The organism is Lysinibacillus mangiferihumi, assembly GCF_003049665.1.
Taxonomy (GTDB): Bacteria; Bacillota; Bacilli; order Bacillales_A; family Planococcaceae; genus Lysinibacillus; species Lysinibacillus mangiferihumi.
The window spans coordinates 1-18,024 of sequence record NZ_PYWM01000019.1; the positions used below are offsets into that span (position 1 = coordinate 1).

Annotated in this window: 22 protein-coding genes and 2 pseudogenes; 18 read left to right on the top strand and 6 right to left on the bottom strand. The window is 33.6% G+C overall.

Annotated elements, in window-relative coordinates; genetic code table 11:
- Positions 1-912, bottom strand: a pseudogene (locus tag C9J37_RS16745) (IS256 family transposase); the annotation flags it as partial.
- 575 nt (positions 913-1,487) lie between these two features.
- On the opposite strand from C9J37_RS16745, the gene C9J37_RS16750 reads away from it, so the two are divergent.
- The 4 genes from C9J37_RS16750 to C9J37_RS16765 all read left to right on the top strand — a co-directional run bounded on the left by C9J37_RS16750 (position 1,488) and on the right by C9J37_RS16765 (position 3,865).
- Complete coding sequence (locus tag C9J37_RS16750) at positions 1,488-2,042, top strand: hypothetical protein (protein WP_107896254.1); 555 nt, start codon at positions 1,488-1,490, stop codon at positions 2,040-2,042.
- Positions 2,043-2,352: 310 nt separating this feature from the next.
- On the top strand, positions 2,353-2,745 hold the full coding sequence (locus C9J37_RS16755; protein ID WP_235617149.1) for a DUF5412 domain-containing protein: 393 nt from the start codon (positions 2,353-2,355) through the stop codon (positions 2,743-2,745).
- 273 nt (positions 2,746-3,018) lie between these two features.
- On the top strand, positions 3,019-3,249 hold the full coding sequence (locus tag C9J37_RS16760; protein WP_327440784.1) for a DUF4190 domain-containing protein: 231 nt from the start codon (positions 3,019-3,021) through the stop codon (positions 3,247-3,249).
- 175 nt (positions 3,250-3,424) lie between these two features.
- Positions 3,425-3,865 carry a YxiJ family protein gene (locus C9J37_RS16765; protein WP_107896256.1) on the top strand — a complete coding sequence of 147 codons (441 nt, stop codon included), beginning with the start codon at positions 3,425-3,427 and terminating at the stop codon, positions 3,863-3,865.
- A gap of 104 nt (positions 3,866-3,969) precedes the next feature.
- Here the strand turns inward: C9J37_RS16765 and C9J37_RS29855 are convergent.
- From C9J37_RS29855 to C9J37_RS16780, 3 genes and pseudogenes are all read right to left on the bottom strand, one after another.
- Positions 3,970-4,322 (bottom strand): annotated as a pseudogene (locus C9J37_RS29855) (IS66 family transposase); the annotation flags it as partial.
- A gap of 269 nt (positions 4,323-4,591) precedes the next feature.
- Positions 4,592-5,098, bottom strand: a complete 507-nt coding sequence (locus C9J37_RS16775) for a kinase (protein ID WP_107896257.1) — start codon at positions 5,096-5,098, stop codon at positions 4,592-4,594.
- Positions 5,099-5,263: 165 nt separating this feature from the next.
- Positions 5,264-5,632, bottom strand: coding sequence for a LuxR C-terminal-related transcriptional regulator (locus C9J37_RS16780; RefSeq protein WP_107896258.1), 369 nt, complete (start codon positions 5,630-5,632; stop codon positions 5,264-5,266).
- A gap of 262 nt (positions 5,633-5,894) precedes the next feature.
- On the opposite strand from C9J37_RS16780, the gene C9J37_RS29425 reads away from it, so the two are divergent.
- Entirely contained in the window at positions 5,895-6,017 is a 123-nt protein-coding gene (locus C9J37_RS29425) for a hypothetical protein (protein ID WP_268808024.1), read from the top strand.
- 208 nt (positions 6,018-6,225) lie between these two features.
- Complete coding sequence (locus tag C9J37_RS16785; RefSeq protein ID WP_107896259.1) at positions 6,226-6,669, top strand: carboxymuconolactone decarboxylase family protein; 444 nt, start codon at positions 6,226-6,228, stop codon at positions 6,667-6,669.
- A 253-nt stretch (positions 6,670-6,922) separates the two neighbouring features.
- Here C9J37_RS16785 and C9J37_RS29430 read toward each other — a convergent pair whose 3' ends face one another.
- The gene (locus C9J37_RS29430) at positions 6,923-7,015 is read right to left on the bottom strand and encodes a RusA family crossover junction endodeoxyribonuclease (protein WP_137067837.1); all 93 of its coding nucleotides are present in this window, start codon (positions 7,013-7,015) and stop codon (positions 6,923-6,925) included.
- A 471-nt stretch (positions 7,016-7,486) separates the two neighbouring features.
- On the opposite strand from C9J37_RS29430, the gene C9J37_RS16790 reads away from it, so the two are divergent.
- Both C9J37_RS16790 and lepB read left to right on the top strand, forming a co-directional pair.
- The gene (locus tag C9J37_RS16790) at positions 7,487-8,644 is read left to right on the top strand and encodes an ISL3 family transposase (RefSeq protein WP_167397336.1); all 1,158 of its coding nucleotides are present in this window, start codon (positions 7,487-7,489) and stop codon (positions 8,642-8,644) included.
- Positions 8,645-8,714: 70 nt separating this feature from the next.
- Positions 8,715-9,278 (top strand): signal peptidase I, encoded by a 564-nt coding sequence (gene lepB, locus C9J37_RS16795; protein WP_107896261.1) that lies wholly within the window; start codon positions 8,715-8,717, stop codon positions 9,276-9,278.
- A gap of 230 nt (positions 9,279-9,508) precedes the next feature.
- Here the strand turns inward: lepB and C9J37_RS16800 are convergent, their stop codons facing one another.
- The gene (locus tag C9J37_RS16800) at positions 9,509-9,841 is read right to left on the bottom strand and encodes a helix-turn-helix domain-containing protein (protein WP_107896262.1); all 333 of its coding nucleotides are present in this window, start codon (positions 9,839-9,841) and stop codon (positions 9,509-9,511) included.
- Positions 9,842-9,927: 86 nt separating this feature from the next.
- On the opposite strand from C9J37_RS16800, the gene C9J37_RS29710 reads away from it, so the two are divergent.
- The 10 genes from C9J37_RS29710 to C9J37_RS16855 all read left to right on the top strand — a co-directional run bounded on the left by C9J37_RS29710 (position 9,928) and on the right by C9J37_RS16855 (position 17,850).
- On the top strand, positions 9,928-10,116 hold the full coding sequence (locus C9J37_RS29710) for a helix-turn-helix transcriptional regulator (protein WP_137067836.1): 189 nt from the start codon (positions 9,928-9,930) through the stop codon (positions 10,114-10,116).
- A gap of 82 nt (positions 10,117-10,198) precedes the next feature.
- A complete protein-coding gene (locus tag C9J37_RS16810) occupies positions 10,199-10,345 on the top strand; it encodes a helix-turn-helix transcriptional regulator (protein ID WP_107896353.1) in 147 nt (48 codons plus the stop codon).
- A 19-nt stretch (positions 10,346-10,364) separates the two neighbouring features.
- A complete protein-coding gene (locus tag C9J37_RS16815) occupies positions 10,365-10,598 on the top strand; it encodes a BRO-N domain-containing protein (protein ID WP_107896264.1) in 234 nt (77 codons plus the stop codon).
- 218 nt (positions 10,599-10,816) lie between these two features.
- Positions 10,817-11,173 (top strand): phage antirepressor KilAC domain-containing protein, encoded by a 357-nt coding sequence (locus C9J37_RS16820; RefSeq protein ID WP_153063494.1) that lies wholly within the window; start codon positions 10,817-10,819, stop codon positions 11,171-11,173.
- A gap of 13 nt (positions 11,174-11,186) precedes the next feature.
- A complete protein-coding gene (locus C9J37_RS16825; RefSeq protein ID WP_107896266.1) occupies positions 11,187-11,855 on the top strand; it encodes a hypothetical protein in 669 nt (222 codons plus the stop codon).
- A 634-nt stretch (positions 11,856-12,489) separates the two neighbouring features.
- The gene (locus tag C9J37_RS16835; RefSeq protein WP_107896268.1) at positions 12,490-12,999 is read left to right on the top strand and encodes an RNA polymerase sigma factor; all 510 of its coding nucleotides are present in this window, start codon (positions 12,490-12,492) and stop codon (positions 12,997-12,999) included.
- Positions 12,989-13,603: a zf-HC2 domain-containing protein gene (locus C9J37_RS16840; protein WP_107896269.1), complete on the top strand. Its 615-nt coding sequence runs from the start codon at positions 12,989-12,991 to the stop codon at positions 13,601-13,603. The genes C9J37_RS16835 and C9J37_RS16840 overlap by 11 nt, the downstream gene beginning before the upstream one ends.
- Before the next feature lie 268 nt (positions 13,604-13,871).
- Positions 13,872-14,210 carry a hypothetical protein gene (locus tag C9J37_RS16845; protein WP_153063495.1) on the top strand — a complete coding sequence of 113 codons (339 nt, stop codon included), beginning with the start codon at positions 13,872-13,874 and terminating at the stop codon, positions 14,208-14,210.
- A gap of 143 nt (positions 14,211-14,353) precedes the next feature.
- Positions 14,354-14,833 (top strand): hypothetical protein, encoded by a 480-nt coding sequence (locus C9J37_RS16850; protein WP_107896271.1) that lies wholly within the window; start codon positions 14,354-14,356, stop codon positions 14,831-14,833.
- 527 nt (positions 14,834-15,360) lie between these two features.
- Positions 15,361-17,850, top strand: a complete 2,490-nt coding sequence (locus tag C9J37_RS16855; protein WP_107896272.1) for a DEAD/DEAH box helicase family protein — start codon at positions 15,361-15,363, stop codon at positions 17,848-17,850.
- Positions 17,851-18,024: the final 174 nt, after the last annotated feature.

Sequence of the window (18,024 nt, forward strand, 5' to 3'; positions counted from 1 at the left end):
TCACTACTTTTGGATACGCTTTTTGCCACTTCGAACAGAAGGAATCCAGCGCATCTTGGCCAGCTTCTTTGTGTTCAGCTTGATAGATTGTCTTGAAATCCTCGCACACTTCTGAGCGATCTTCCACGCGAACTTTATGTGATAGATTGCGTGTTACATGAACGTGACACGTTTGGTACTGTGCTTTTGGAAAGACCATAGAAATAGCGTCTACTATACCTTTTAAGCCATCCGAAATAAATAGAAGCACTTCTTCGATACCACGTTCTTGGAGTTCAGTGAGAAGTTCCTGCCAGTTGTACGCAGATTCGGTTGGCGCAATCGTGTAAGCCAGCACTTCCTTTGAGCCGTCCTCACGGATTCCAACAGCGATATAAACAGCTTCTTTAGACACTGTTCCACGTCGCATTGGAATATATGTTGCGTCTAAATAAACGCAGACATATCGTGCATTTAAGGGACGTTTATTAAAGGCTTCTACTTGTTCTGTCACCACTTTTGTCATGTTTGAAATCGTCTGCGGTGTGTAATGATGACCATACATTTTTTCAATTAATCCTGCGATTTCTGACATTGTAATCCCTTTTTGGAAGAGATGAATGACCGTTGATTCTAACGTGTCATTTGAACGTATATAGGGCGCGACAGTCTGTTGCTTAAACTCTCCGTTGCGATCACGGGGAATCTGGATATTTAAATCACCATATTCTGTATGCAATGTGCGTGAATAGGAGCCATTCCGTGAATTGCCAGAATTGAAGCCGATTCGATCATATTTTTCGTAATCCAAAAATGCCGTCAGTTCTGTTGCCAGCAACGTGTTCACAGCTAATTCTAAGTGCACACGAAAAACTTCAGTAATATCTTGTTTTTTACTAGAGCCTCAACGATTTCTGTTGTAAAATGATTCATAGGGAAGACCTCTTTTCTAGGATTGGTTGTGGTGACTTAATTCTACCAAGAAAAGGTCTTCCTTTTTTGTCTTCTTATTCATTTACACAAAATATTTTATACTCTCAACTACTTGTTACAAATGTGATAAACGTTACATATGTTTCACATTAGGTATTTAAAAATTTATTTGTATACTAGAGGGGAGGTCAGACAGGTAAATATTTCATCACTTAGTATTTATTAAATCCTAAATATTAGGGGAAGACAGACCGACGACCGATCCGCGCCCAGTAAACTTGTTCGGGGCAAGACATACATGACCGATCCATATTTGTTAAGGGTTAAAGGTTAAAGAAAATAATAGGCATTCACCTATGTTAAATATCCTGTAGAGAATAGGATGTTAGAAGTGGAATGAGCAACCACTAGGATCATTTGAAAACATTTTTATATCCCTTTGAACAAAGGCCACTCTAAGAGTGGTCTTTTGTTTTGATAAAAATAACTAATTTAATTAAACATACATAGTATATATGTCTATTTCCTTTGTCCTTGTATGAATAGTGTAGTAAAAACAAGGAGGGATTTTAAAAATGGGATGTAGAGATTGTAATAAGGCTAAAATTCACCACCATGCAAACAATATGTGTGGTTGTGAAAAAAATCAATGTTTCTTTAGATTTAAGGCACCGTGTATACCAGAAATGAATGGAGTTATTCCGCCACCACCAATTAATAACGCTAGGGTGTGTGAAATTTATTTAGCATCAGATGAAGCAATAGCTAATGGGCAATATTTAGGATTAGGTACGGCGTCGGCTTTATTCCCGCGGAATACAGTTGTTATACCAGAAAATGCAATTATAACTGGAATAGTTTTAAACGTACGCGATAATACACTAACAGCTGCTGATACCGTTACTGCCGAAGTAGTAATTAGTAGAAGTTGTGGTTTTACTGACCCTATTTCAACAGGTGTGATTGCTTCTGTAACAGGACCAAATACTGCTGCAAATCCAAACTGTTGTGGTTCAGCAACAGCTAATTATGCTGTGAATAAATGTGACTTATTATCTGTGAGGATTGTAACAGGTGATGGGGCACTTCCATTTGGAGCAGCTGTTACAGTTATGTATGTACTTCCTTAATCCTATAGATTTAGCCACATCTAAATAGGTGTGGCTTTTATTTTGCTTTGAAAACTGCATCAAACAGCCAAAACGCTTTGTGTTGAGAGGGAAGAGTTTGGTGTGGTTTTGAAAGCAAAAAGTTATTGAGGTTTTGTACACGCCTTCTGGTTTATGATTGAGTGGGAGATGATTTAATGTTACTGAAAGAATATATAAACAAACGCATTCAAATAGAAGAAAAATATTTTATTCTAATTGGTACACTTCGAAATTTATATGTAAAAGGAATTATTTAACTTCTTTTCAAAAGTGCAAAAGGGGGTATTGTATGACTGCTGAATCAATGATAAAAGGGGCAAAGCAAAAAAAGATAGTGAAAATAATACTGATTATTACCTTTTTATTTGTGGGGTTTATTGGATATGGCGTTTATTGGGCATTTTTCGATATGAACAGGTTGCCAAGGGGAGAATATCTTACGGAAGAAACCTCTCCTGATGGTACCTATACTTTAAAAGCTTATTTATCGAGTCCAAGCTTAAGCTCTGATGCTGTAAGAGGTGAATTAGTATTTAATGAACGTAATGGTAAAACAAAAAATATCTACTGGAATTATCGAGAATCAACAGCCAAAATTAAGTGGTTAGATAATAAAACAGTAGTAATTAATGGGCGTACTCTTGAAGTTCCTAATGAAAGATTCGATTTCCGTAATCAATAATTCAGAGTTCACAGTTTTGTTATGCAAAGAGAATCATAAAATGTTCTTCAACAAAAGGGCGCGATTCTGTAACAAGTATCAGGGCTCGGTTTCATTAAAGGGGCAATTAATTGAATAAAATACAAGAATTAAATTGGACGTAGGGATTGTGATGAAAAGTATTTAAACTAACGGAGCATGATTGTTGGAGAAGGGATTACATTATTATGGTAAAATCTTATAGGTGAGGAGTGACGAAATGGTTAAAAAAATGAAACGAATAGTAAATCTATAATTTCATTAACTCTTGGTATTCTTTCAATCGTAATACCATTTATTGGATTGATTCTAGGTATTATCGGTGTAGTTTTATCAAGAATAGCAACAAAGGAAATTGCAAAAAGAAATGAAAATGGTAAAGGTTTGGCGATTTTTGGTTTAATTTGTAACGTGATAGGGATTATCATTCAAGCTTTTGCAGTATTTTCAATTATCGCTTTTTATTCTTTAACTATTGTAAGTTAGTATTGCAGGTTCTTATTTTACTAATGGGGTGCTTTAGTTGAATTAGCATCGTTTCTCCTGATTAACAATCATTAAGCAATAATCGTTATCAAACAATGCTTTGGAAGGGTTTGTGCTAGACTACTAAACAAACTTGATAAAAATAGATAATTGACACACAAATAAGGGAGAATATATGAATACTATTTTAAAACAATTAACTGAAATGAAAGATGAATTAAGAAAGCCATTTCCTACTGAAGATATTAATAAAATAAGTGAAGATTTTCGAACAGAATTTTTGAATTTGTCCCATGAGGATGAGGTGGATTTCTATGAAGATTTTCGTTTCTACTGTTCGAACATAGCAGGAACATTAAGTTATGTCTTAAAAGATAAGACAAATCAAATTCCAGAAGGACAAATTGACATGCTATATAAGTCTTTTTTTGAATACTATAATCAATATGAATTTCTTGAAGGCCGGATAGCAAACTATAATCATTTCTTTCAGGAATGTAAAATCCATGAGAAAGCTAGAAAATTGTTATTACAGCTGGTATCAAATAACCATTATCCATTAAAACAACAGAGTCTTTACACAAAAATAAATCTGAATCTGAATTTTGAGAAATGAACTTGAAATTTATACAACAAAAGTAAGCCCGAAATATAAAAAGCGCACCTTTTCGGTACACACGACGAATAGCCGTTTATCTGAAAAAGATTTCAGATAAACGGCTATTTTGCACATGTGGCTTGGATTTTTTTCGACCAAGGCATGTAACTATTTAAAATTTCTGGTTGCTGATGGATCGATAAATTAGGTAGATCCGTCATGAGCTTCACTAAGTATTGATAAAAATCGATGCCGTTTCAGCCAAGCTCAAACAGATGGCATTGGCTTTCGCACCAGCTTCACTCACAGAAAAAAGCTAGTTCTTACGACCAATCTCATTTGGACGAATCGCATTTTCAGCCGGATTATTATCGATTTCAATTCGGCCATCGAATAGAAAAGCTTTTAATCCTTGTACACGATTTAATGTGTATTCGGCAGCTTTGAAATATGGGCCGGCCATGTATGTCTTGCCCCGAACAAGTTTATGGAGCGCGGGTCGGTCGTCGGTCTGTCTTTCCCTAATATTTAGGATTTTGACAAATACCAAGAGAGGAAACCTTTACCGCACCGAACCTACCTCCGAGTTTACAATACATATTTTTAATCTCAAACTATCGTACATGTTTTACATTTGTTCCAAACGTTACATTTGCAAATTTATTAAAGAGCCCGTTTATAGAATAGAAAAGAGACGGTTATTCCACAAAAGCGCCCTTTAGTTGAACAAACAAGTTAGTATTTCTAATCAATTTGTACTTGTAGTTGATTTAAAATTAATTTCAATACACTATCTTGTGACATATCACCAGTCAATTTCATTTCTCCAGCTACGTCAAGATAATCATTTGGATTCCACCAAGCACGTAAAGAATCCTCTCCGAATTCCATCTTTTTTTCTCTAGAGTTATGTCGTAAGACTGTCTCCTCAAAAGATAAATCAAAATAAAAAGCGTAAGCCTCTTGGTCATAGAACTGAATCAAGTTTTTTAGCATTTCACCGTAACGCTCTTTATATAAGATCCCTTCCACAATAATAAATTCACATTTATCTTTGCCATATTCCGCAATTTGGCGAATTAAATCAATGGAAAGATTTCCTTCTCTATCCTGGACCTTCAACATTTCACGGCGAACAACATCCTGGGAAACCAAAAGCGTTCCATGCCCCAAATAATTTTGAAGACTTTTCGCAGTCGTTGTTTTTCCACTTCCAGAGTTTCCCCGTATGATAATTAGTTTTGACTCCATATTTCCCCCGTGCGTTCATTAATAACATCTCAGTAAATAAAAGCATATATCCAAAGTTTATTATACAATTAAATGGCCCGATTGTTGAATATATAATAGATAACATGCTTCGTTAGTTGGAGAATCGATACTTTTAGAATTAACTAAAAAGAAGCAGCCTTTCGGCTACTTCATCATTTGTTTCAATATGTTTTTTCTTACCCTAAATATCGTTGTACTGGATAGTTTCATGTGCTTTCCAATCGCTCTCATACTGTTTCCGTTAAGTAGCCTATGAAGCACTTCAATCTCTCTATCCCCATGCACTAACGGAATACGATTCTGTACCTCTGCAATCTTTTGCTCATATTCCTTAATCCGATAATTTAGCGAATATACACGACGTTGTACTTCTGTATACACTGGATCACTAGTACCTCCGCTTGCCTTTGGTAATGTTGCCTCAATACCGTACATTGCAATTTTTGCCCCAATGTAACTATTATTATCGACATTTGCTACTGGCTTTCGTGCTTCTTCAATAGTCGCAACCATCCAATGATATTCTTAATCCACTGCAGTAAATTCTCTTTCGTTACTTTAATTTGCCCTTGTTAGCCCATCAGGTTAGCCCCCTTAAGCTGTGGTATAATGCTTTTTAGAAGGCTCAAGTGGAATAAACCAATTATTTGCTGTAGCGTGTGACGACGCTGCGGCTTTTCCATTTTTAAAGGTATATCCTATTCGAAACTTTTTCCATTTTCATTCGTAAATTAATTCCAACAGTTTTCCTTTATCATTAATTAGGAGGTTTCTAATGAATACTTTTGTTTTTGGAGCATTTACATTAGCAGCGGCTGCGTTTGCTTTTGCTGTATCAGCTGATACTAAGATTAAAAAGTTAGAAAAACGTATCGAAGAACTTGAAAGAAATAAGTGATTATACTACCTAACTGGATTCTGGAGCGATATTATAATCGCTCTATTTTCGTTTAGTGTTCATATTGTTCAGTAAATAAATCAATAGATTCTGTACATTTTCTTTCTTAAATCCCATTTAATAGAAATATTTTAGTGCTAAAAAATAGTTCGAATGTTCGTATATAGTTATAATTATCTTATCTTATAAACAAAAGGAGTCTTGCCCTATGAGTCAAAGAGTTGCCTACTATGATGTTGCACCTGATGGTATGAAAATTATGATGGATATGGAAAAATACACTAAAAAATCTACAATTAATCGAGCAACTAGGGAACTTATCAAGATTAGAGTCTCTCAAATTAATGGGTGTGCGTTCTGCATAGACATGCATACATCCGATGCTCGGAAGATGGGTGAAACCGAACAGCGTATTTATTGTTTAAATGCTTGGAATGAATGTACTTTTTATACACTTGAAGAGAAAGTTGCTCTAGAATTATCTGAGCATATAACTTTAATTCCTACTAAAAGAGTTCCAGATGATCTGTATAAGCGAGTATGTGAATACTATGACGAGAAACAGTATGTTGACCTTGTTCTAATCATCAATCAAATCAACAGTTGGAATAGAATTTCAATTGCAATGGGGAATACAGCAACTGAAAAATAATAGCTCTTTAACGAACATCTCACGGTGTTCGTTTTTTCCTTCCTTTGTTTCGCAATTTCTTTCAATTATTCACTTACTCCACCTTCTCAAACGAAACATCTACTCAAGCTCTTTCCCAATACTCCATAGTTCTCTATAAACCTTGCATCCTCAGCATTTCTTACTAGGATCATAAGCTTTACGTTTCGGACACCCTTTGCATTTGAGAAAGGCTATATGGTCCTGCTGATTGATTAGCCAAGCTATACGTTGTTTAACTTCCTTGCGTACCGTGTTCATTTCTAACACCCCATTCAATTGTCACCTCTGCCCTTGGTTGCTCTGAATAATATTTACATACTGTCATGTAAAAGCACTTCTGTATGGAGTGCTTTTATTTTGCCTTCAAACAATAATAAAATTAAAGTTAAAACAACAGCAAATCAACACTAAAAACTCCAATAAAAAAGATTGATATCAATAGCTCATTTTCTCAATAATATTAACCTACTGTGGGATGCAATATTTTCTTCTGGTGGAAAGAGTAATTCTACATTTGTAACAGTACGTTTTTACACCGACATCTTTATAGAAATATAAAACAAGTTAATCTTTAAGTTAAAGGATTATTAAATCTATAGGGTGACTTTCATATCATTTTAAATAAAATTTGAAAAAATATTACTTATTTTATAATATATGGTATTTTTACGGCTCATTACCATAACTTGTGGTTGATTTTCTGTTAATTCAATAATTTTACATTTAACTATAGATGAAAAACGAAAACTCACGTATCGTAATTGTGTCGAGACAAACCACGAGAGGAGTTTTCGCTTTGTACTCCAAGTTTATCAAAATGCTATTACCGTTACCATCTTTTTTCGAAGTTTCTTTTCCATCTGATGAAGAACCAAATGTATTTCCTGTTACTATAGGTGCTTATTCAGTGCCATGTCCACTTTGCCAGGGGAAAACCATTCGTCATGCGCAAACGTTACGTCGTTTTCGTCATGGCTATGCTTGGCATCTCGGATTGATTTGGATTGAGATGGTAATTCCACGTCATCGTTGTGTTGCTTGTGATCTTACATTTACCTATGACTTTGGTTTAGGGATTATACAAGCGTCATCGGCTTTGTTTCGTAAAGAGCTTGTTCAGCGTTGCCATGGGCGTTCCATTGCTGATGTAGCACGTGAATATGAACTACCCTATACGACTGTTGGAAGTTGGTATTATTTGTATGCACCAGATCAATTAGTAGAAGAAACAGCTACAGCTATCTACGTTGATGAGTTCGCCTTGCGCAAAGGACATAATTATGCGACCAGTGTTTTAAATGCCGACACAGGTCGTATTTTGGCGATTGTTCCTCACCGAAATCAAGACGCAATTACCGCTGTTTTACAGAAAGTAATAGGTCCTATTCGTGCCGTGGTAAGTGATTTCGCTCCAGCGATGGCAAACGCAATACAAACAGTTTATCCAACTGCGATTCATGTGCTGGATCGCTTTCATCTCGTGCAATTTTTCACAGAGGCCCAGCAGCGAAGACGACGTTATTTAGGTGAAGCCAAAAAGCATCATAAATCGCGATTCATTGACCGTTGTTTGGCACGAAAACCGGAACAATTAACGGAAGAAGAACGTGGATTTATTGCACAGTGGTACAAGGAAGATTTACATACAAAACACATTTATCAAGCATTGAATCATATGCGTTATGTCCTAAAAGCGACAACGATGACACAAGCAAAACGACGGTTAACAGAATGGTTTAAACAATATCAATTTCATATGTGTGGTGCCGTCTCTAAAATCGCAAAAACATTGATAACACGTGAAAAAGCGTTGCTGGATACCATTATTTCACCGCTATCGGATGGCATGATGGTAGGCACGAATAATAAAATTAAACTCATCAAAAGACGTGGTTTTGGCTATCGAAATGAAGACCGTTTTTTCCTTGGTTTACGTTTAGAAACAGGTCACTGATTTTGTCACCCACGACTTTTGGTGATGAGCCTTATAATTGATTTAATGGTAATTCAAGGAGTTGTTTGTTTTGGAGAAATCTAAGAAAAAGGAATTATTAGACTGGATTAAGTCTATTGCTGTAGCATTTGTGTTTGTTATTGCTATGAGAACGTTTATTTTTTCACCAATTTTAGTAGATGGTGCTTCAATGATGCCAACATATGAAGATGGAGACAGAGTTATAGTTAATAAAATTAGTAAGCAAATTTTTGGTATAGAAAGATTCGACGTTATAGTATTTGAAGCTCCTACTGGTGAGAATTATATTAAACGTGTCTTAGGATTACCTGGAGATCATGTTGCTTATGAGAATGACATACTTTATATAAATGGAGAGTCTGTAAAAGAACCATATTTAGACTTGTATAAAGAACAACTGCTAGATAATGGTACATTAACACAGGACTTGACTTTAGAGTCATTAACAGGTTATACAGAGATACCAGAGGGCTACTTATTTGTTTTAGGAGATAATCGTAGATTTAGCTCTGATACTAGAGATCCTAAGGTAGGATTAGTACCATTGGAAAAAGTATTAGGGAAAGCCAACGTTAGATTTTATCCATTTGACAGTGTAGGTATTGTTAAATAATTCGATTCATCAGAGAGCCTATAATTACAATAACGGATATTTAGTGTTACAAGGATTTATAAAGTATACAAAACATACCTAATAAACGTTCCAAATCAAAGTTTGGCCGTACACCAAAAAGTCACGAATGTTGTTAAATCAACGTTTGTGACTTTTCTTATGCGCATTATTTATTCAGCTTTTTATGCAGAGAGCAATTTGACTGGCTAAGTATTATTAATTTTCATGTTTTAAAATTTCCCAAATGTCACGTAATCTCTTAACTGCCTCTTCTTTCGAATAAGGAAGTTCTTTGTAAAACTTCTGTAGTTCTGGACTGTTAGCAAAGGCTTGAAAGTCAAGTCTGCCTCTTCTTGAGGAGCAAGCTTTTGTTTTTCTGTACGACCAAGAAGGTAATCAATTGAAACATCAAAAAAGTCTGCAAATCTTTCTAAGGTTTCTAAATCAGGTTCACGTATATCATTTTCATAATGGGCATAACGAGCTCGTGATAGTCCTACCGCTTTTGCGATTTCTTCTTGAGTTCGTTTACCCCTTAAATTTTTCAAATTTTTACCTAACAAATGAAATCACTCCATTAAAAGTGAATGTATTTATTATAGATACATTTTGTATCGATTAGGAGTTGTTTATTTTGCGCAAGGTTCTAATGACAAAAAGGATTGATGCTGGTTATACAAGAAAGGAAGTAGCATCAAACATAGGTTTGTCGGAAATATTTGTCCGTAAATTGGAAGAAGGAGGTAGAAATCCGTCTATTAAAACTATGCTAAAGTTTCAAGATTTATATGGAGAACCTATAGAGAACTTATTTCCAGATGTATTTCGAAAAAGATAGGGGGTGATCTTTAACGAACATTAAAAAAATATATGGCTAGAACTTGAAATACGTTTTATGAAGAGAGAAAAAGTAGGAAGAAATAGCTGATTCTACTGATATTTCTCGTGGTTATTATGCGAATATAGAACGTGGAGAAAAAACGCCTTCTGTTGCGGTTGCTCAAAAAATCTCAGATTATTTAAAGTTCGATTGGAGTATGTTTTTTAAACACTTTAATAAAAACTAAAAATTTTTGGGAGGTTGTAATGAGTGAATTGAAAACATTCAATCATCCAATGTTTGGTGATTTACCAGTAATCATTGTTAATGAAAAAGAATATTTGGGAGCTAATGAGGTAGCTAGTTCATTAGAATATGCAAGGCCTTATAAAGCAATATCGGACCATTTTGATTTGGAGGGAGTCCTAACTCAGGACGTTCTTACAAAAGGAGGCATTCAAAAGAAAAAATTCATTACACTAGGAAATGTATCTCGTTAGTAGCAGCTTCTAAGCAAAGTAAAAATCCAGAAATTCAACAAAAGGCTAAGGTATATGAAAAGTGGATTTTTGATGAGGTTATTCCATCCGTTCGTAAACATGGTGGTTATATTGCTACCACTGAAGATGATGACGATGTAACGATTATCGCAAAAGCTTTGATATTAGCTCAAAAAACAATTGAAAAAAAGCAAAACGAAATACTTGAGCAAAAACGAATGATTGAAGTACAAAGACCTAAGGTTGTGTATGCAGAAGCTGTCGAAGTATCAAAGGATACAGTACTTGTAAAAGATTTAGCAACAGTTTTAAGACAAAAAGGAGTAAATATAGGCGAGGTTAGATTGTTTAGATGGTTGCGTGACAACGGTTATCTATGTAAACAAAGAGGTGATATGTGGAATATGCCTACTCAACGTAGTTTAGAGTTGGGTGTAATCGTTGTAAAACATGGGCTTCGAACAGGAAATAATAGGGAGATGAAAAAAATACGCACGCCAAAGATTACTGGTAAGGGTCAAATTTACTTTGTAAATAAAATTTTAGCTGAACATGGTTTGCTAGTAATTTACTAGAGGAGGTTTTTGAATGAGTTCAAAGAGTCATTTAAAAGTAATAGATGGAATTAAAAAAGAAAAACCCGATTATTACGTGCTATATTCAAAAATATTTATTAATGAACTTCAAAAAGCTAGTGACAAGTACAAAACTGCTGCAGAATATGATAAAGATACACTCAAAAAGTTAATATGGTCAGGTGTTAAAATGATTATTGCCTCTGAATCGAGAAGTAATAATAAAGAGGGGCTAGAAAGTAAGTTTTCGCTAGTAACTTTTATCAATTCATTGTTGGCTTTATTAACTCCAAGAGAATTTCAAAACATTTTTCCAATAAATAAGGTTTACTATGCGGAAGAGGATTACTGGAAAGATTATTTTTATACTCGTAGATATATCGAGTGTTTTGGTGAGGATAAAGTGATTGGTGAAGAAATTGATGAGTTTCTTTGGGAATATCAAAATTGGACAATCAGTCATTATATGTTAGAAATGATGGGGATTGCGAGTGATTTACGTAAATTAGAAACGGGTAAGAGTTTTATGGAAGAATTTATAGAAGAGCAGGGACTACCATCATACACAATGCATGACGGGGTTGGTGGCAAACAATATATTAAGAACAGTCAAACAGGTGAAGTAACGAAGGTTAAGAAACCTAGACCACGTTATTTAAGGGTTGTTGAAAATGAAAAATAAAAAACCACATCTCAAGTTGGCGCTTGAAATGCGGTACTAAATATGAGTGACATCCACTCTAAACATTTTTCATTATAATAATAACCGAAAATGTTATTAATTAAAAGTGGATGTTACTCCAAGGAGGGAGCATCGTGCAAATACCAAGTGAAAGTGTTTACAAGCCATGATCCAATATTCAGAGTTTTATAATCTTACACCGCCACTATCAAATGATTTTAACGATTGGTGCAAAAGTGTGGTGAATGAAGTGGGTGATAGAGAAATACACCTACTTTATTTGGCGGTGAATGCTGCATTAAATAAAGGTCTTTGTTGTCAAAAGTTAATGACTATAATGTTTTACGAACTTCAAAGACGTAAATCGGAAATAGAATTTTACGTAAATTATGTAAACGCATTATCACAAATTAAGACCTGAATTGTAAAAGCCATAAATAAGGGTGATATCTATCACCCTTTTACTTCTTTACTCAGTAATGAAGCACTGTGGGGAATTTGAATTTCACCTATAATAGAATATAAACATTGAAGAAAGATAAAAAATTTAAAAAAATACAATTTCTTGTAACGAAAATCGTTCTAAATCTATATATAAGTATCCCAGTTAATATTTAAGGAAAGGAGGGGGCAGGTGGAGGATTTAAGTAGAATATATCAATCTTATGCAGATGAAGTAAAACGGTTTCTTATTTGTTTAACTTCGAATGTAGATTTAGCTGAAGAATTAACACAAGAAACGTTTTATCAAGCAGTTAAGTCAATCCATCGTTACAATGGAGAATGCAAAATATCTGTCTGGTTATGCCAAATTGCCAAACACAGCTATTATAACTACTTAAAAAAAGCGAAGAACATTGATAATACCAGTTTAGAAAATATTATGCTAATGGGATCAGAAATCCCCTCAAACAAAGATTTACCAGATGTTGCGATTATAAAACGCAGTACACTAATATCGCTACATAAAGAAATTCATCGCTTACAAGAGCCTTATCGAGAAATCTTTTTACTTAGAACATCGATTCAACTTAGCTTTAAAGAAATTGGTGAGATATTTGATAAAAGTGAAAACTGGGCAAGAGTGACCTATTATCGTGCGAAATTAAAACTATCAGAAAGGATTGATCCCCATGAATTGTAATATTATTAAAGATTTATTGCCATCTTATATTGATGAAATATGTAGTGAAGAGACTGCTAAAGCTGTTGAAAAACATATAGAACACTGTGAAGAGTGTCAACGATCCCTTCAAATGATGAAGCAGTCAGCCAATAGTATTCAAATAACGACAAACGAAGTAGCAGTAGCAAAAGAGCCTTTTAGACGAATTAATAAAAAGCGACGTATTCAAGTGCTTCTAGCGGTTGTGTTAACATTTATGATGACAATAATAGGAGCATGGATCATACAAGATGTTGGGGCTGTCAATGACATCTTTTTCCCAGATGAATGGGGATTTGCAACTGTAACTGATGATACGGCGGAAATGTGGGAGGGTGTAAAGTTTAATGATCAAAACTATATAATATTTGATAGTATTTTTTGGAGAAAAGAAATCGTTAATCATGCAAATAATGAAAAGAACGTTTTATTAAGAGTAAAAGATGAGAATGACAATATAGTCATTGATGAAGTTCAAGTACCTGCTGGAACAAGTGTGAAATTAGAAGGCCTGAAAAGAAATAAAAAATATTATATTGAAATCAAAGCATCACAAGGTAGATTTACTATCAATGCGATATGAGAACAAAAATAGTCATATATATCGGAGTATTATTCAATATTATGGCACGCTTGTTGAATAAGCACTGCTGTTCTTCTATAACTTAGGGGGACTTTAGTTCAATAATGTTCATCTAATTTAAAAAATCTTTTATAAGCTTAAAAAGCCATTCATGCTGAGTGGCTTTTTATTTTGTCTTTCTTCTCGCAGACGCTATAAAGAACGGGGAAAAAACTACTATCGAACAGTTTAGGGATTCCATCCAATAACTAAATTGGGCAAGGACGACATGATGAACAACAATCCATTATATTTAAAAACTTTTTTGCCTTTAGCTATTCAATTGTTTGCTGATGGTGGTGAAGGAAATCCTTCAGGGGATCATCCACCACAAGGAGATGGCGGAAACGGACAAGGGGCTAGATTGACACTTGAATTGGTTCAATCATTTCTAAACGACAATGATGAGGGTAAGAAATGGTTACAGTCATTTGCTGATACGCGTGTGACTGAAGCGATTAAAACGTATGAAACGAAAACTCTTCCAAAGAAACTAGAAGAGGAAATTACAAAACGTTACCCACCAGAAACAGAGGAAGCGAAACAGTTATGTGAACGGATCGTTTAATTGGTTTATACATTACCATTCAACAAAGACGTGGTAAGTAAACCGAATACCAGGTGCTCAGAAAAAAAATGAGTGCCTGGTTTTTTCTTTTGTTTTTAATTATACTGTAACAAAATAGACAGTCATAGGGAGTGAATGAATCAATGGTGAAAGCATTAAATTGTCCCAACTGTGCTGCTACATTTAATCCAATGGAAAATATTTGTGAGTACTGTGGAAGTTATATTATTACTTCGAAGGCGAAACAACTGACTTATGATTTAGATGTTTTCAAACCTACCTATAAAAAAATCTTTTTTCATGAGATTGAAATGAAGAAAGATGAATTACCAATACGCTCAGGTTTTGCAAATATCTACTACAGTATAATGCGTTCAGATGGCGGTCGGCTGTTATTAACAAACCAACGACTGATTTTTTGTGCACATGCTTTAAATATAAATCCTAATTTATATTGGGAGTTGAGTTTAAATGATATCAATCGAGCTAATCTTGGCTTAAATCTTCTAATATCGCAAAGAATTCAAATTTTTGATAAAGCAGACAAGGAAACAACATTTGTCGTTTATGGCGGGAAAGCTTGGCTACATGAAATTGATTGTGCTTTAAAACCAAAAAAATGAACTAGATTCTGTTGCATACCTACATGCTATTCAATCCCAGTTTTTAGGTGTGTAACAATCCACAACCAATGCCACTTCGTTACACAAAAAAAGTCACATTTCTCCCGAAAACATGTGAATTTGGGCGAAAACAAGTTTTTGTACATTCGTAAGAAACCTTGCTATAATGGGCTTTGTGATTACATATGAAAGAGGGTAAAAGCATGAATGCTTACGACGAATGTATGCGTTCATGCTTTTTCTATGTCTTGATATATCAACGTTTATAGGGGTTTTTTGAGGTTGGGTTTTTGAAAAAAGTCACGGAAAGTAAACATTTATTCTTAATTTAAATTTATAATTCAAATGAACTATAAATCAAGCACTAGATATCTCTATTGCTCTATTATAATAAGCGCTACTAAATATTTTTAAAAAAATAAGCAAACATTAAATTTTACGCAATTTTTAATAAAGTTGATTAAAATTTAATATATGGTTTAATATTCCTTTAATGTATAATATATTTTAAAAAAGGCGGTTTTGGAATGTTAGATTTTAGTAAACTTTTAGAAGATACTTTAAGTAGTGAGATAAATGATCCAATAGAAATTTTTGATTTACTGCCAGAAAAAGATGAAAAATATGAGGAATTACTAAGACCTGCTCAACAAACAGTTTTACAAACATGGTTTAATGATTACAGAGAAAAAAGAAACACAGTAATCAAAATGAATACTGGTAGTGGGAAAACAGTTGTTGGTTTACTCATGCTTCAATCATATTTAAATGATGGAAAAGGACCAGCAATATATATTGTACCTGATAATTATTTAATCGAGCAAATAATTAAAGAAGCCCAGGATTTAGGAATAAATGTTACTAAGGATAATAAAGCTAGTGAATTTTTAAATGGTGAAAGTATATTAATCACAAATATGCACACGATTATTAATGGTAGAACCAATTTTGGCGTTGGTGAAATAAGAAAATCAATTGGCTGTATTGTTATAGATGATGCACATGCATGTATGAAAGTTGCTAAATCCCAATTTTCGATAAGTATTCCTAGGACAAATGATATTTATGAGAAGTTCTTAAATATATTTAGTGATTGTATGAAAGAACAATCTGAAAGTAGATATCTAGAAATTAAAGATGGAGACAAAAATTCTCAACAATTAATTCCTTTTTGGGAATGGAAGAATAATATTTCAAAGGTTTTAGGAATTTTACACGAGAAACGTGATGATGATAGTGAGGATAATAAAAGCTTATTTTTTAATTGGAAACTATTAAAGGACAATTTAGAACTCTCAGAATGTATAATAACAGGTAAAGAATTGGTTATTAATGTCGATTTTTTACCAATTGAAGTTATACCGAGTTTTCATGAATGTCCTCATAGAATATTTATGAGTGCCACAATCGAGGATGATACAATTTTAGTTTCTCATTTTGATATTGATAGTGAAGAAATTAATACTAGTATAACTCCAGGTAATGCAAATGATATTGGAGAAAGAATGATTCTTATTCCACAAGAGTTAAATCCTAAAATTACAGAAGATGAGTTAAAACAATATTATAAGTATCTCTCAGCTAAAGTTAATGTTGTAATATTAGTTCCATCAACATTTAGGGCTAATTATTGGAAAGATGTAGCAGATGTAGTGGTTTTATCTCAAATAGAAATGCTTAGAACCGTTGAGCAATTAAAAAAACAACATGTTGGACTTGTCGTACTAATTAACAAATATGACGGAATTGATCTACCAAAGTCGGCATGTGAGGTTTTGGTTATTGATGGAATGCCAGATGCTAGAAGTGAGTTTGAAAAATATGAACAAATTGCACTAAGAGGTAGTCGAGAAGTTATAAAGGATACTATCCAAAGGATAGAGCAGGGAATGGGGCGCGGCATTAGATCAAAAGAAGACCATTGTGTTGTTTTTTTAATGGGGAATTCTTTAGTCCAATTTTTATACTCTAGTGATGCAAAAAAGATGTTTACTGAAACTACACAAATGCAATTGAAATTGTCAAAGAGCTTAGATAAACAATTAAAGGGAGCTACATTGATAGAGATTGATAGTGCAATATCAAGTTGTTTATCTAGAAATTCTGAATGGGTAAGGTTAAGTAAAGCTACGATTTTAAAATTAAAATATAATTCTCAAAATTCTTTTGATGAATTAATAATCAAACAAAGAAAAGCCTTTAATGATGCGAAAAATAGAGATTATAGGGGCGCAATGGAAAAGATACAAGAAATTATTAATGTTACAACAAACAATAGTTTAAAAGGATATTTAAAATACAAATATGCAAAGTATGAAAATTTTGTTAATCAGGTAGCGGCTCAAGAGACATTGATGTCAGCTAAAAAACTAAATAGCCATTTACTACACCCTGTAAATGGAATAGTTTACAGAAAAATGCAATTCGATAGTATACCTCAAGTTAATAAACTATGTAAATTTAATATTGACACTTATAAGGATACTAACGATTATTTATTAGGATTTAATGCATTGATTGATAAACTACATTTTGAGGATTTCTCTGCAAATGTTTTTGAACAAGCGATTAAGGATTTGGGAGAACATTTAGGTTTTATTTCTCAAAGACCTGAAAATGAGTTCAGAAAAGGTCCTGATAATTTATGGGCGAGTATAAATAATAATTGTTTTGTAATAGAATGTAAAAATGAGGCTACTTCTACTACAATCTGTAAAGATTACTGCAATCAATTGAATGGTTCAATTGTTTGGTTTGAAGAAATGTATCCTGCTATAAATACCTTTACTCCAATTATGATTCATCCTAACGTCAAGTTCGATTATGCTGCAAGTCCAGACTCACGAATTAGAATAATTAATAAAGATAAACTAGAATTATTACGTAATAGATTACGAGATTTTGCAAGTCAGGTAGCTCAATCAAATTATGATGTTAGTACAGTCGCTGGTTTATTAAAATCTTTTAAATTAGAATCCAATCTTATTATTCAAGAATATACTGTGAATCATAGATAAATATTAGTTTAATCTTCAAAGGAAGTTACAGTTGCATTTGTAATTGTAATAAAAATACAAATCCTTTGGTAATATTAAAGTAAGAATTTCCTTTTTCAAGAGGGCTGTTTTCTAGAAGGTTGTTGCTGTTAAAACATAAAAACAGAGTTAATCTACAAAATGTGTAGAATCAAC

What these genes read in the sequence shown, in the direction of transcription:
- C9J37_RS29430 (WP_137067837.1), bottom strand. Translation starts at nt 7,015, where the DNA reads ATGACAGTATGTAAATATTATTCAGAGCAACCAAGGGCAGAGGTGACA.
- C9J37_RS16775 (WP_107896257.1), bottom strand. Translation starts at nt 5,098, where the DNA reads ATGGAGTCAAAACTAATTATCATACGGGGAAACTCTGGAAGTGGAAAA.
- C9J37_RS16780 (WP_107896258.1), bottom strand. Translation starts at nt 5,632, where the DNA reads ATGGTTGCGACTATTGAAGAAGCACGAAAGCCAGTAGCAAATGTCGAT.
- C9J37_RS16855 (WP_107896272.1), top strand. Translation starts at nt 15,361, where the DNA reads ATGTTAGATTTTAGTAAACTTTTAGAAGATACTTTAAGTAGTGAGATA.
- C9J37_RS16825 (WP_107896266.1), top strand. Translation starts at nt 11,187, where the DNA reads ATGAGTTCAAAGAGTCATTTAAAAGTAATAGATGGAATTAAAAAAGAA.
- C9J37_RS16785 (WP_107896259.1), top strand. Translation starts at nt 6,226, where the DNA reads ATGAGTCAAAGAGTTGCCTACTATGATGTTGCACCTGATGGTATGAAA.
- C9J37_RS16815 (WP_107896264.1), top strand. Translation starts at nt 10,365, where the DNA reads ATGAGTGAATTGAAAACATTCAATCATCCAATGTTTGGTGATTTACCA.
- C9J37_RS16820 (WP_153063494.1), top strand. Translation starts at nt 10,817, where the DNA reads ATGATTGAAGTACAAAGACCTAAGGTTGTGTATGCAGAAGCTGTCGAA.
- C9J37_RS29710 (WP_137067836.1), top strand. Translation starts at nt 9,928, where the DNA reads ATGACAAAAAGGATTGATGCTGGTTATACAAGAAAGGAAGTAGCATCA.
- C9J37_RS16845 (WP_153063495.1), top strand. Translation starts at nt 13,872, where the DNA reads ATGATGAACAACAATCCATTATATTTAAAAACTTTTTTGCCTTTAGCT.
- C9J37_RS29425 (WP_268808024.1), top strand. Translation starts at nt 5,895, where the DNA reads ATGAATACTTTTGTTTTTGGAGCATTTACATTAGCAGCGGCTGCGTTT.
- C9J37_RS16750 (WP_107896254.1), top strand. Translation starts at nt 1,488, where the DNA reads ATGGGATGTAGAGATTGTAATAAGGCTAAAATTCACCACCATGCAAAC.
- C9J37_RS16765 (WP_107896256.1), top strand. Translation starts at nt 3,425, where the DNA reads ATGAATACTATTTTAAAACAATTAACTGAAATGAAAGATGAATTAAGA.
- C9J37_RS16840 (WP_107896269.1), top strand. Translation starts at nt 12,989, where the DNA reads ATGAATTGTAATATTATTAAAGATTTATTGCCATCTTATATTGATGAA.
- C9J37_RS16850 (WP_107896271.1), top strand. Translation starts at nt 14,354, where the DNA reads ATGGTGAAAGCATTAAATTGTCCCAACTGTGCTGCTACATTTAATCCA.
- C9J37_RS16755 (WP_235617149.1), top strand. Translation starts at nt 2,353, where the DNA reads ATGACTGCTGAATCAATGATAAAAGGGGCAAAGCAAAAAAAGATAGTG.